The sequence below is a fragment of the Actinomycetospora sp. NBRC 106375 genome (assembly GCF_030269665.1).
Classification (GTDB): domain Bacteria; phylum Actinomycetota; class Actinomycetes; order Mycobacteriales; family Pseudonocardiaceae; genus Actinomycetospora.
The window spans coordinates 1-12,713 of the sequence record NZ_BSTS01000047.1 but is presented as its reverse complement, the minus strand read 5'-3'; the positions used below and the strand labels follow the sequence as shown (position 1 = coordinate 12,713).

At 74.1% G+C, this 12,713-nt stretch carries 12 protein-coding genes; all 12 read right to left on the bottom strand.

Going from position 1 to position 12,713, the window contains the following annotated elements; genetic code table 11:
- Nucleotides 1-384 precede the first annotated feature (384 nt).
- From tyrS to QSK03_RS32495, 12 genes are read right to left on the bottom strand one after another with little or no spacing between them, the layout of a single operon-like run.
- On the bottom strand, nt 385-1,665 hold the full coding sequence (gene tyrS, locus QSK03_RS32550; RefSeq protein ID WP_352232086.1) for a tyrosine--tRNA ligase: 1,281 nt from the start codon (nt 1,663-1,665) through the stop codon (nt 385-387).
- Nucleotides 1,666-1,688: 23 nt separating this feature from the next.
- Nucleotides 1,689-2,324: a DNA-3-methyladenine glycosylase gene (locus QSK03_RS32545; protein ID WP_285659965.1), complete on the bottom strand. Its 636-nt coding sequence runs from the start codon at nt 2,322-2,324 to the stop codon at nt 1,689-1,691.
- 31 nt (nt 2,325-2,355) lie between these two features.
- The gene (locus QSK03_RS32540) at nt 2,356-3,312 is read right to left on the bottom strand and encodes a lytic transglycosylase domain-containing protein (protein WP_285659963.1); all 957 of its coding nucleotides are present in this window, start codon (nt 3,310-3,312) and stop codon (nt 2,356-2,358) included.
- Nucleotides 3,313-3,372: 60 nt separating this feature from the next.
- Nucleotides 3,373-4,797 (bottom strand): argininosuccinate lyase, encoded by a 1,425-nt coding sequence (gene argH / locus QSK03_RS32535; protein WP_285659961.1) that lies wholly within the window; start codon nt 4,795-4,797, stop codon nt 3,373-3,375.
- Nucleotides 4,797-6,005, bottom strand: coding sequence for an argininosuccinate synthase (locus QSK03_RS32530; RefSeq protein ID WP_285659960.1), 1,209 nt, complete (start codon nt 6,003-6,005; stop codon nt 4,797-4,799). The genes argH and QSK03_RS32530 overlap by 1 nt, the downstream gene beginning before the upstream one ends.
- Nucleotides 6,002-6,553 (bottom strand): arginine repressor, encoded by a 552-nt coding sequence (locus tag QSK03_RS32525; RefSeq protein ID WP_285659958.1) that lies wholly within the window; start codon nt 6,551-6,553, stop codon nt 6,002-6,004. Before QSK03_RS32525 ends, QSK03_RS32530 begins: the two co-directional genes overlap by 4 nt.
- On the bottom strand, nt 6,550-7,500 hold the full coding sequence (gene argF, locus QSK03_RS32520; RefSeq protein ID WP_285659956.1) for an ornithine carbamoyltransferase: 951 nt from the start codon (nt 7,498-7,500) through the stop codon (nt 6,550-6,552). Before argF ends, QSK03_RS32525 begins: the two co-directional genes overlap by 4 nt.
- On the bottom strand, nt 7,497-8,699 hold the full coding sequence (locus tag QSK03_RS32515) for an acetylornithine transaminase (protein WP_285659952.1): 1,203 nt from the start codon (nt 8,697-8,699) through the stop codon (nt 7,497-7,499). Before QSK03_RS32515 ends, argF begins: the two co-directional genes overlap by 4 nt.
- Nucleotides 8,700-8,701: 2 nt before the next feature.
- Nucleotides 8,702-9,616, bottom strand: a complete 915-nt coding sequence (argB, locus tag QSK03_RS32510) for an acetylglutamate kinase (protein ID WP_285659969.1) — start codon at nt 9,614-9,616, stop codon at nt 8,702-8,704.
- A gap of 26 nt (nt 9,617-9,642) precedes the next feature.
- On the bottom strand, nt 9,643-10,803 hold the full coding sequence (argJ, locus tag QSK03_RS32505) for a bifunctional glutamate N-acetyltransferase/amino-acid acetyltransferase ArgJ (RefSeq protein ID WP_285659951.1): 1,161 nt from the start codon (nt 10,801-10,803) through the stop codon (nt 9,643-9,645).
- A complete protein-coding gene (gene argC, locus QSK03_RS32500; protein WP_285659967.1) occupies nt 10,800-11,831 on the bottom strand; it encodes an N-acetyl-gamma-glutamyl-phosphate reductase in 1,032 nt (343 codons plus the stop codon). The genes argJ and argC overlap by 4 nt, the downstream gene beginning before the upstream one ends.
- 40 nt (nt 11,832-11,871) lie before the next feature.
- The gene (locus QSK03_RS32495) at nt 11,872-12,390 is read right to left on the bottom strand and encodes a hypothetical protein (protein WP_285659949.1); all 519 of its coding nucleotides are present in this window, start codon (nt 12,388-12,390) and stop codon (nt 11,872-11,874) included.
- Between the last annotated feature and the right edge of the window lie 323 nt (nt 12,391-12,713).

Genomic DNA, 12,713 nt, shown 5'->3' with positions numbered 1-12,713 from the left:
CAAAAGGAGGCGCCACTCAAAGAAACCCCACGACACCACACACCCACACAAGGGCACGCAGCGCCGACGAGGACAAACACACCAAACATCGGCACACTGTTGAGTTCTCAAAGGACAACCACACGCGGTTCGCCGAGCCGTTCCCGACCGGTTTCCCGTGATGATCGATCGCCACCGTACCAGCGGGCCGAGGACCTGGCCTTCCGGAGGGCGACCTTTCTACCTTAGTTGTCTGCAGGGCCCGGGGACAACCCCTGACCGTGCGATGACCAGAACCCTACACACGCTCGAAACCGGCCCTCGCACGGGGGGTCGATCAGCGCGTCGGCGCTGGTCAGGACCAGGTTCCCGCGGCGAACACCGGGCAAACGGCCGGTGACCCGATCAGGCGCCGGCGAGCTCGACCCCGGCGGCATTGCGCTTGCCCCGGCGCAGGACGAGCCACCGGCCGTGCAGCAGGTCGCCGTCGGCCGGCTCCCAGTCCTCGGTCTCGACCTTGGTGTTGTTCACGTACGCACCGCCCTCGGCGACCGTGCGCCGCGCGGCGCCCCGGCTCGCGGACAGGCCGCTGCCCACGAGCAGGTCGACGATCGTCGGCTTCTCGTCGCGCGCGGTGGTGTAGGACGGGATCTCGGCGATGGCGGCCGCGAGCGTCCCGGCGTCGAGCTGCGCCAGTTCCCCGCGCCCGAAGAGCGCCCGGCTCGCCGCCTCGGCGCGTTCGACCTCCACCTCGCCGTGGACCATGCCCGTCACCGACCGGGCCAGGGCCCGCTGGGCCTCGCGCGCCTGCGGCATCTCCTCGGTGAGGCGCTCGAGCTCGGTGATCTCGTCGTGCGAGAGCCACGTGAACGCGCGCAGGTAGGTGCCCACCATCGCGTCCTCGGCCTGGATCCAGAACTGGTAGAAGGCGTACGGGCTGGTCAGCTCACGATCCAGCCACACGGTGCCGGACTCGGTCTTGCCGAACTTCGTGCCGTCGGCCTTCGTGATCAGCGGCGTGCCCAGGGCGTGCAGCGAGCGCCCTTCGACGCGATGGACCAGGTCCGTGCCGGCGGTGAGGTTGCCCCACTGGTCGCTGCCGCCGGTCTGGAGCGTGCAGCCGTAGCGGCGGAACAGCTCGAGGAAGTCGTAGGACTGCAGCAGCTGGTAGGAGAACTCGGCGTAGCTGATGCCCTCGTCGGACTCCATGCGGCGACTGACGGCCTCCTTGGCGAGCATGCGCCCGACCCGGAAGTGCTTGCCGACGTCGCGCAGGAAGTCCAGCGCCGAGAGGCCCTCGGTCCAGTCGAGGTTGTTGACCAGCAGTGCCGCGTTGTCGCCGCCGGAGAAGTCGAGGAACGGCCGCAGCTGCGCGCCCAGCTTGTCCACCCAGCCGGCGACGACGTCGCGGTCGTTGAGCGTGCGCTCCGAGGTCGGCTTCGGGTCGCCGATGAGCCCCGTCGCGCCGCCGACCAGGGCGATCGGACGGTGGCCCGCCCGCTGGAACCGCGCGAGCGTCAGCCACTGGAGCAGGTGCCCGATGTGGGCGCTCGGCGCGGTCGGGTCGATCCCGGAGTAGAGGGTGACCATCCCCGCGTCGAGGTCCCGGCGCAGCGCGTCGAGATCGGTGGTCTGGGCGATGAGGCCCCGCCAGGCGAGGTCGTCGAGGATGTGCGGCTCGGTCACGCTCGCCAGTCTGCCGAACGGGCTCACCAGTCCGGGCCGTCGGGCCGGGCGCGCCCGGCCTTGTACGGGGTGACCGCCCGCGACCCCGCGACCCAGAACCGCCATGGCCGTTCCTGGCCCGCGGCCACGCCGACGCGGGGGCCGGTCCGGACGTCGCCGTCGGGGACGGGGTCGCCGGCCTCGAGGCGGACCGGGGACGACGCCGCGAGGACGTCGACGCCGTTGGCCTCGCGCCCGATCCCGAGCAGGGCGCACAGCCGGGCGGGTCCCCGGGCGAGCTCGGCGTCACGGCCGCGCGCCGTCGGCCGCCGGGCGTGCGCCGCACCGACGTCCGAGACCACCTCACCGGCGCGCAGCAGCACCGCCCCGGCCACGCCCTCGGTGAGGCACACGACGTTCGCGCAGAAGTGCATGCCGTAGACGAAGTAGACGTACAGGTGCCCGGCCGGGCCCCACATCACGGCGTTGCGGTCGGTCTTCCCGCGGTAGCAGTGGGAGCCGGGGTCGTCGGCGCCCCGGTAGGCCTCGACCTCGACCAGCCGGACCCGGATCTCGCCCTGCGGGGTGTCCGCGGCGAGCACGCACCCGAGCAGCCGGCGGGCCGCGTCCAGCGGGTCGACGGCCAGCGCGTCCTGGTCCACGAGGGTCGGCGTCGTCATCGGAGCCGATCCTCCCCGGCGGGACGACGGATCAGCGTGGCGCCCCCGCGAGGTAGTCGGCCGCGCGGACGGGCCGCGGCTCGTCGTAGCCCGTCGGCAGGTGCACCCGGCCCTCCCCCGCGGTCCGGGCGTAGACGACCCAGGCGTGGAAGCCGAGGTACGCGCGCTCGTCGGCCTGCATCAGCCAGGCATAAGCGCGGACGGCGCGGACGTAGCGGTCGTCGTTGTTGTAGCGGTGCAGGGCGCGGTCCAGGCCGGCATCGGTGTCGCCGCCGTTGCTCTGCAGGTAGTGGGCGGCGCCGAGGATCGCGTCGTGCGGGTCGTGCACGTCGCCGCCGAGGCCGTAGCGCGCCCACGTGGACGGCATGAACTGCATCGGGCCCTGCGCCCCGGCTCCGGACGCCGCGGCGATGCGGCCCATGCGGGACTCGACGAGGTTGACCGCGGCGAGGACGTGCCAGGGCACCCCGAACCGGTCCTGCGCCTCGGCGTAGAACGCTCGGAGCTGCTCCGGAGGGAGCGGGTCGACCACGCGCCACGCCGGGAGGTCCTCGCCGAGCGGCCTCGTGTTCATGGCCAGGAGGTCCCGGCCGGCCCCGACGATCCGGTCGGTGGCCGCGGCGTGCCCCGGCGGGAGCGCGGCGAGGACCGGAGCGAGGAGGTCGGGGTGGAACGCGAGCTCCTCATACGCCACCTGCGCCGTGCGGCCCGCCGCCGCGACCGCGTCCGGTGACCGGGCGGGGTCGGCGACGGTGTCCCGGGCGGCGGCGAGGACAGCGGCGAGCGCGACCGGGTCCGACGGCACCACCGGACCGTGCGGGCCGACCGTGTCGGTGGGGACCGGCGGAGCCGACGCGACCGGCCCGGACGCCACGGCCGGCGGTGCCGGCGCCGCGGTGGGCGCGTCGGTGCAGCCGGCGAGCGCGGCGAGCAGGCCGACCACGACCACCACCCGCCACCCCGCGCGCATGAGATCCACCGTAAGCATCGGGGTGATCGAAGTACCGATACGGACGCTCAGCGTCCGTGACGGCGCTTCGCTGACACGTCAGCGGCGCTCGATCGGGCGGCCGGCCCAGGCGTGGGCCTCGATGGCGGCGGCGAAGACGCGGTCGAGCTGCTCGGAGACGCGCTTGGGGGCCGTCCCGCCGTGCGCGTCGCGCGAGGCGATCGAGCCCGCGACGGTGAGCACCGCGCGGACGTCCGGGGTGAGCGCGGGGTCGCAGTCGGCGAGCTCGGCGTCGGTCAGCTCGTCGAGCCCGACACCGCGGGCCTCGGCGGCGCGGACGGTCGCGCCCGCGGCGGCGTGGGCGCGGCGGAAGGGCACGCCCTGGCGCACCAGCCACTCGGCGAGGTCGGTCGCCAGCGTGAACCCGGCCGGGGCGAGCTCGGCGAGGCGGTCGGTGTGGAACGTCAGCGTCTTGACCATGCCGGCCATGGCCGGGAGCACCATCGCGAGCTGGGCCGCCGAGTCGAACAGCGGCTCCTTGTCCTCCTGCAGGTCGCGGTTGTACGCGAGCGGGAGGGCCTTGAGCGTGGCCATCAGCCCGGACAGGTTGCCGACGAGCCGCCCGGCCTTGCCGCGCGCGAGCTCCGCGACGTCCGGGTTCTTCTTCTGCGGCATGATCGACGACCCGGTCGACCAGGCGTCCGCGAGCGTCACGTACCCGAACTCCGCGGTCGCCCAGAGGATGACCTCCTCGGCGATCCGGGAGAGGTCGACCGCGATCTGGGCCAGCACGTAGGCGCCCTCGGCGGCGAGGTCGCGCGCGGCCGTGCCGTCGATCGAGTTGTCGACCGCGTCGACGAACCCCAGGTCGTGCGCCACGGCCGCCGGGTCGAGACCCAGCGACGTCCCGGCCAGCGCCCCCGACCCGTACGGCGAGTACGCCAGCCGCCGGTCGAGGTCGCGGCACCGGCCGACGTCGCGCAGCAGGGCCTGGGCGTGCGCCCCGAGGTGGTGGGCCAGCAGGACCGGCTGCGCGTGCTGGAGGTGTGTGCGCCCGGGCATGGCCGCGTCCGGGTGGGCGCGGGCCTGGATCAGCAGCGCGTCCACCACGCCCGCCACGCCGCGCACCACCTCCCGCAGCTCGTCGCGCAGCCACATCCGCAGCTGCGTGGCGATCTGGTCGTTCCGGGAGCGACCGGCGCGCAGCCGCCCGCCGACGTCCTCCCCCGCCCGCTCGATGAGCCCGCGCTCGAGGGCGGTGTGCACGTCCTCGTCGTCCTCGGCGGGCTGGAACGCCCCGGACTCCACGTCGTCGGCGAGCCGCCGCAGCCCGTCGAGCATGGCCTCGAGCTGGGAGTCGGTGAGCAGGCCCGCGCCGTGGAGCACGCGCGCGTGGGCCCGGGACCCGGCGATGTCGTACGGCGCGAGCACCCAGTCGAACTGCGTCGACTTCGACAGCGCCGCCATCACCGCGTCCGGGCCCGACGCGAACCGCCCGCCCCAGAGGGCGGAGCCCTCCGGCATCAGGCCTGGTCTCCCCACTTCAGATCACGCCGTGCGGCGATCTTCGAGGGCAGACCCCAGAGCTGGACGAAGCCCTTGGCCAGCGACTGGTCGAACAGGTCGCCCTCGTCGTAGGTGGCGAGGTTGAAGTCGTAGAGCGACTGCGCGCTGCGCCGCCCCGTCGGCACCGCCCGGCCGCCGTGCAGCGTCATCCGGATCTCACCGGTGACGTGCGCCTGGGTGGAGTCGACGAACGCGTCGAGGCTGCGGCGCAGCGGCGAGAACCACAGGCCGTCGTAGACCAGCTCGCCCCAGCGCTGCTCGACCTGGCGCTTGAACCGCGACTGCTCGCGCTCGAGCGTCACGTTCTCCAGCTCCTGGTGCGCGGTGATCAGCGCCAGCGCGCCCGGGGCCTCGTAGACCTCGCGGCTCTTGATGCCGACCAGGCGGTCCTCGACCATGTCGAGCCGCCCGATGCCCTGGGCGCCCGCGCGCTGGTTGAGCTGCTCGATCGCCTCGAGCACCGAGACCTTCTGGCCGTCGATCGTCACCGGCACGCCGGCCTCGAAGCCCACGACCACCTCGTCGGCGTCGCGCGGCTCGGCGGGGTTCGCGGTGTAGGAGTAGACGTCCTCGATGGGCCCGTTCCAGATGTCCTCGAGGAAGCCGGTCTCGACGGCGCGGCCCCACACGTTCTGGTCGATCGAGTACGGCGAGCGCTTGTTGACGTCGATCGGCAGCGAGCGCTCCTCGGCCCACCGGATCGCCTTCTCGCGGGTCCAGGCGAAGTCGCGGACCGGGGCGATGACGTCCAGATCGGGGGCGAGCGCGCCGACGCCGACCTCGAAGCGGACCTGGTCGTTGCCCTTGCCGGTGCAGCCGTGCGCGACGGTCGTCGCACCGTGGGCACGCGCGGCCTCGGCGAGGTGCTTGACGATCAGCGGGCGCGACAGCGCCGAGACCAGCGGGTAGCGGTCCATGTAGAGGGCGTTCGCGCGCATCGCCGGCAGGCAGTAGCCGTCGGCGAACTCGTCGCGGGCGTCGGCGACGGCCGCCTCCACCGCGCCGCAGTCGAGGGCGCGCTTGCGGATGACCTCGAGGTCCTCCCCGCCCTGCCCCACGTCGACGGCGACGGCCACGACCTCGCGCTCGGTCTCCTCGGCGATCCAGCCGATGGCGACCGAGGTGTCGAGACCCCCGGAGTACGCCAGCACGATCCGCTCGCTCACTGCTCTCTCTCTTCCTGCTCGTTCATGTCGGGGGTGGACGACCGCGGCGTCGTCCTGGTGCTCAGGGTCCGCAGCCGGGCTGCGAGACCGGCCCCGTCGAGGGGCTCGCGGGCGACGACGAGCACCGTGTCGTCGCCGGCGATCGTGCCGACCACCTCCGCCAGCGCCGCCCGGTCCAGCGCGCTGGCCAGGTAGTGCGCGCCCCCGGGCGGGGTGCGCAGCACCGCGAGGTTGCCGGAGTGGTCGGCGGAGACCAGCAGCTCGGCGAGCAGCCGGGACAGTCTGTCGGTGCCGCCCACGACGCCGCGCACCGGGCTGCCGTCGTCGGGCACCACGTAGCGCCCGACGCCGCCGTCGGCGCCGCGCAGTTTGACGGCCCCGAGCTCGTCGAGGTCCCGCGAGAGTGTCGCCTGCGTGACCTCCACGCCCTCGTCGGCGAGCAGCGCGGCCAGTTCGGCCTGGCTGTGCACCTCCCGCTCGGTCACCAGCGCGACGACGCGCGCCTGGCGCGCCGCACGGCTGGTGATGCCCTTCGCGGTCTCGGTCACCGCGAGTGCTCCAGCAACCACGTCAGCACGGCCTTCTGGGCGTGCAGGCGGTTCTCGGCCTCGTCCCACACCGCCGACGCCGGGCCGTCGATCACCTCGGAGCTGATCTCGTCGCCGCGGTGCGCGGGCAGGCAGTGCAGGACCGTGACGTCCGGGCGGGCGCGGGCGACCGCGGCGCCGTCGAGCCGGTAGGGCACGAGCGACGCGCGGTCGCGCCCGTCGGACTCCTGGCCCATCGAGGTCCAGGTGTCGGTGACGAGCACGTCGGCGCCCTCGGCGGCACCGGGGTCGTCGGTGACGGTGACCGAGCCGCCGGTGGCGGCCGCCCGCTCCCGGGCGGCGCGCACCACGTCCTCGGCCGGCGTGAAGCCGGTCGGCGCGGCGACGCGGACGTGCATCCCGGCCGTGACCCCGCCCAGCAGCAGCGAGTGGGCCATGTTGTTGGCGCCGTCGCCCAGGTAGGTCAGGGTCAGGCCCGCGGTGCGGCCGTGGCGCTCGACGATCGTCTGCAGGTCGGCGAGGACCTGGCAGGGGTGGAACCCGTCGGTGAGCGCGTTGACCACCGGCACGGTCGCGTGTGCGGCCATCTCCTGGATGCGCGCCTCGCTGCTGGTGCGCCAGACGATCGCGTCGACGTAGCGTGACAGGACCCGCGCGGTGTCGCCGATCGTCTCCCCGCGCCCGAGCTGGGCGTCCCGCCCGTCGATCATGACCGGCGTGCCGCCGAGCGCGGCGACGCCGACCTCGAACGACACCCGGGTGCGGGTGGAGCTCTTGTCGAAGATGACCGCCACGGCCCGCGGGCCCGCGAGGGGGCGCCGGCCGAACGGGTCGGTCTTCATCGTCGCGGCCAGCTCGAGCACCTCGGCCTGCTCGGCGGGCGCGAGGTCGTCGTCGCGCAGGAGGTGGCGGGTGCGCGCGGCCACCGTCGGGAGCGTCACGGTCACGACCCGGCCGCCTCGGCCGCCGCCGCACCCTGGTCGAGGACCTCGGGCAGCGCGGCGACGAAGCCGTCGAGCTGGGCGTCGGTGACGACGGCGGGCGGGGCGAGCCGCAGGCGCCCGGGCACGGCGTTGTTGATCAGGTAGCCGGCGTCGCGGGCGGCCGCCGTGACCTGCGTCGAGACGGGCTCGCGCAGCGCGACGCCGACCAGCAGGCCGGCCGCGTCGACGCCGTCGACCAGCGGGTGGTCGAGCTCGCCGAGGCGCCGGCCCAGATCCTTGCCGATCTCCTCGGCGCGGTCGAGCAGGCCGTCGGCGACGATCGTGTCGAGGACCGCGAGCGCCGCGGCGCAGGCGATCGGGTTGCCGCCGAAGGTGGTGCCGTGCTGGCCGGGCCCGAGCAGGTCGCCCGCCGGGCCGACACCGATGCACGCGCCGATCGGCAGGCCGCCGCCGAGGCCCTTGGCCAGCGTCACGACGTCCGGCGTGATGCCCGCGCGCTGGTGGGCGAACCAGACGCCGGTGCGCCCGGTGCCGGTCTGCACCTCGTCGAGGACCAGCAGCGCGCCGTGCTCGGTGGTGATCTCCCGGGCCGCTTGCAGGTAGCCCTCGGGCGGCACGATCACGCCGGCCTCGCCCTGGATCGGCTCGAGGAACACCGCAGCGGTCTCGTCGTCGACCGCGGCGCGCAGGGCGTCGGCGTCGCCGTAGGGCACGAACTCGACTCCGGGCACCAGCGGCTCGAACGGCTCCCGCTTGGCGGGCTGGCCGGTGAGGGCGAGCGCGCCCATCGTCCGGCCGTGGAAGCCGCCCTCGGTCGCGATGACCTTCGTGCGGCCGGTGCGGCGCGTGATCTTCAGGGCGGCCTCGTTGGCCTCGGCGCCCGAGTTGCACAGCAGCACGCGACCCTCGTGGCCGAGCAGGCCCAGCAGGCGCTCGGCGAGCTCGACGGCGACGGGGTTGATGACGAGGTTCGACGTGTGGCCCAGCGTCGCGACCTGGCGGGAGACGGCCTCGACGATCGCCGGGTGGGCGTGGCCGAGGAAGTTCACCGCGATCCCGCCGAGCAGGTCGAGGTACTCGCGGCCGTCGGCGTCCCACACCACCGCGCCCTCGCCGCGCACGAGGCTGATCGGCGGGGTGCCGTAGTTGTCCATGAAGGACCCGACCCATCGGGAGCGGAGGTCCTCGCTGGTGACGGTCATGTCTAGGCCTCCTTCCCGTCGGAGGGGACGACCATCGTCCCCACCCCTTCGCTGGTGAACACCTCGAGCAGCACCGAGTGCGCGACCCGCCCGTCGATGACGTGGGCGCGCGGCACGCCGCCGCGCACGGCCCGCAGGCAGGCCTCCATCTTCGGGATCATCCCGCTGGCCAGGCTCGGCAGGAGCGTCTCCAGCTCGTCGTCGTCGATCTGGGAGCGCAGGCTCGAGCGGTCCGGCCAGTCGGTGTACAGCCCCTCGACGTCGGTGAGGACGACGAGCTTGCGCGCCCCGAGCGCCTCGGCCAGGGCGGCGGCGGCGGTGTCGGCGTTGACGTTGTGCACGACGCCGTCGGCGTCCGGTGCGACCGTCGAGACGACCGGGATGCGCCCGCCGGCGACGAGGTCGAGCACGGCGGCCGGGTTGACGTCGACGACGTCGCCGACGAGCCCGACGTCGACCTGCTCGCCGTCGACGGTCGCGGTGCGCCGCGCCGCGGTGAACAGGCCGGCGTCCTCGCCGGAGAGCCCGACCGCGTAGGGGCCGTGGGCGTTGACGAGCCCGACGAGCTCACGGCCGACCTGGCCGACGAGCACCATCCGGACCACGTCCATCGTCTCGGGCGTCGTGACCCGCAGGCCTCCGCGGAACTCGCCCTCCATGCCGAGCCGGGTGAGCATGCTCGTGATCTGCGGGCCGCCGCCGTGCACCACCACGGGGCGGATGCCGGCGACGCGCAGGAACACCATGTCCTCGGCGAACGCGCGCCGCAGGGCGTCGTCGGTCATGGCGTTGCCGCCGTACTTGACCACCACCACGGCGTCCTGGAAGCGCTGCAGCCAGGGCAGCGCCTCGGCCAGCACGCCCGCCTTCGCGGCGGCCGACTGGTACCGGTCGGGGACGTCGGGCGGGACGGGGATGGAGGTCACGGCGTTCTCGAGGGCGCTCACGTGGAATACGCGCTGTTCTCTTCGACGTAGGCGTGCGACAGGTCGGTCGTCAGGACCGTGGCCTGCCCGTCGCCGAGGCCGAGGTCGACGTCGACGGTGATCTCCGGGCCGGACAGGTCGGCCTTGCCGCGGTCGCCGACCGCGGTCGCCGCCTCGCAGAGCAGGACGCCGTTGACGGTGACGGCGAGGTACTCCGGGTCGACCTGCGCCTCGCTCGCGCCGACCGCGGCGGCGATCCGGCCCCAGTTCGGGTCGGAGCCGAAGAGCGCGGTCTTGACCAGGCTGTCGCGGGCGATCGCGCGGGCGCCGACGAGGGCGTCGTGGTCGTCGCGGGCTCCCGTCACGGTGACGGCGATCCGCTTGGTGACGCCCTCGGCGTCGGCCTGCAGCCCCCGGGCGAGGTCGGCGCAGACCTCGGTGACGACCTCGGTGAACGCGTCGGCGTCGGCCTCGACCCCGGAGGCGCCGGAGGCGAGCAGGAGCACCGTGTCGTTGGTGCTGGTGGAGCCGTCGATGTCGAGGCGGTCGAAGGTCCGTGCGGTGGCGGCACGGAGCGCGGCGTCGGCGGTGGCGGCGTCCACCACCGCGTCCGTCGTGACCACGACCAGCATCGTCGCGAGGGTCGGCGCCATCATCCCGGCGCCCTTCGCGAACCCGCCGACCGTCCAGCCGTGACGGCTCGCGGCGGCCTGCTTGTCGACGGTGTCGGTGGTGAGGACGGCCGTCGCCGCCCGGGTGCCGGCGTCCTCGCCGTCGGCGAGCTCGGACGCGGCGTCGTCGACGCCGTGCAGGAGCTGCTCGAGGGGCAGCCGCTCGCCGATGAGACCCGTCGAGCAGACGGCGACCTCGATGGCGCCGCAGCCGAGGACGTCGGCGACCTTCTCGGCGGTGCGGTGGGTGTCGCCGAACCCGTCGGGCCCGGTGCAGGCGTTGGCGCCCCCGGCGTTGAGCACGACAGCGCGGAGGTTCTGCTCGGTGAGCACCTGCTGCGACCACAGCACCGGCGCAGCCTTGACCTGGTTGCGGGTGAAGACGCCGGCCGCGACCTGCTGCGGGCCGTCGTTGACGACGAGCGCGAGGTCGGGGCGCTCCCCGTGCGCCCGCAGTCCGGCGCGGACGCCCGCGGCCCGGAAGCCCTGGGGTGCGGTGACGCTCACGGGGCCATTCCTGTCGTCGGGAGACCGAGGGTCTCGTCGAGGCCGAGGGCGAGGTTGACCGACTGGAACGCGCCGCCTGCCGTGCCCTTGGTGAGGTTGTCGATGGCGGCGGTGACCACGAGCCGGGCGGCGTCCGGGTCGACCGCGACCTGGATCTGCACGCTGTTCGAGCCGACCACGGACTTGGTCTGCGGCTGGACGCCGGCGGGCAGCAGGTGCACGAACGGCTCGGCGTCGTAGGCCTTGGCGTAGGCCTCGCGGGCCTGGTCGCAGGTGATGTTCTCGTCGGCGAGCGGGGCGCTCGCGACGGCGAGGATGCCGCGGGGCATCGGCGCGAGGACCGGGGTGAACGACACCCGCACGGGCTCCGGGCTGACCGTCGCCAGGTTCTGGACGATCTCCGGGGTGTGCCGGTGGCCCCCGCCGACGCCGTAGGCCGTGGCGGAGCCCATGACCTCGGACCCGAGCAGGTGGGGCTTCGCGCTCTTCCCGGCGCCGGACGTGCCGGAGAAGGCGACGATGCTGACGTCGTTGCCGACGAGCCCGGCGGCGAGCGCGGGGAACGCCGCGAGCGTGCTCGCGGTCGGGTAGCAGCCGGGGACGGCGATGCGGTGCGTGTTCTGCAGGCGGGCGCGGGCGCCGGGCAACTCGGGCAGGCCGTACGGCCACGACCCGGCGTGCTCGCCGCCGTACCAGCGCTGCCAGGCGGCGGGGTCGACGAGCCGGTGGTCGGCGCCGCAGTCGACGACGAGCACATCGTCCGGCAGCTGCGCCGCGACCTCCGCCGACCGACCGTGGGGCAGCGCCAGGAACACGACGTCGTGCCCGGCGAGCTCCTCCGGGGTGGTCGCGGCGATCGTCCGGTCGGCGAGGGTGGGCAGGTGCGGCTGGTGGGCCCCGAGCGGGGTGCCCGCCGACTCCCCCGCCGTCACCGCCCCGATCTCGACCTCGGGATGGCTCAGGGCGAGCCGCAGCACCTCACCCCCGACGTACCCACTGGCTCCGGCCACGGCGACGCGCATACGAATGAGTATGCATGTCATCGAAAACCCATGCAACGTGAGCTGATCACCGTCGCGGGCGGCGCAGGTCCCAGTCGTAGGGGATCGTCTCCTCCGGAGCGAGATCGCGCCAGCGTCGCCGCAGCTCGCGCAGCTCGCCGACCGCGGTCGCCGCCCGGTCCGCCGGGTACGGGCTCGCACCCGTGCGGGTGATGCCCCAGGCCTCGTCGAGGGCGGCCTTCGTCGCCGGGCCGTCGCGGTCGATCGACTGCTGGAGGACCCCGACGACCGTCTCCGCGAGCCGCAGCTGCTCGGCGTTCTCCCGGCGGATCGCGTCGGACTTCCGCTGGCGGTCGTGGCGCAGCGTGCCGCTGACGACCTCGACGCTGTCGAACACCGCCCCCGCCGCGATCGAGCCCCAGAGGCCGCCGGTCAGGCCCAGCGCCCGCTCGCCGACGAGGTGGACGGCGTCGTGCGGGACCTCGCCGGTGCGGTCGTAGGACCGCAGGCGCAGCCGGACGCCGTCGTCCCGGTCGATCAGCGCGAGCGACCCCCCGTCGGGACGCTTCGAGAACTCGACGTGCACGGGGTCATGCGATCACCCGCGGCGCGCCCGGCGCAGCCCGGTTTCCGCGATCACGGGGTCCGGCGCGAGCGGGGGTCGAACGGTTACTGGCTGGTATCGCTCGCCTGGCGAGGGATACCAGCCAGTAACCACTGATCGGGCGCGCGCGAGACCCCGGGGCGGGAGATCAGGAGCACGTCGTCGACGTCGACGGGCGGGCGGATTCAAGGGGCTGTCGCAACACCTCGTCTGAGCTAGGGGTGAGTGTGATGGGTCGTGCGCGGGCGTTGCGGGGGCAAGTGCGCGAGTTCTGGCGTGCCCGGCTGGAAGGGCTGGAGCACGAC

What these genes read in the sequence shown, in the direction of transcription:
- QSK03_RS32545 (WP_285659965.1), bottom strand. Translation starts at nt 2,324, where the DNA reads ATGACGACGCCGACCCTCGTGGACCAGGACGCGCTGGCCGTCGACCCG.
- QSK03_RS32540 (WP_285659963.1), bottom strand. Translation starts at nt 3,312, where the DNA reads ATGCTTACGGTGGATCTCATGCGCGCGGGGTGGCGGGTGGTGGTCGTG.
- argH (WP_285659961.1), bottom strand. Translation starts at nt 4,797, where the DNA reads ATGCCGGAGGGCTCCGCCCTCTGGGGCGGGCGGTTCGCGTCGGGCCCG.
- QSK03_RS32515 (WP_285659952.1), bottom strand. Translation starts at nt 8,699, where the DNA reads ATGACCGTCACCAGCGAGGACCTCCGCTCCCGATGGGTCGGGTCCTTC.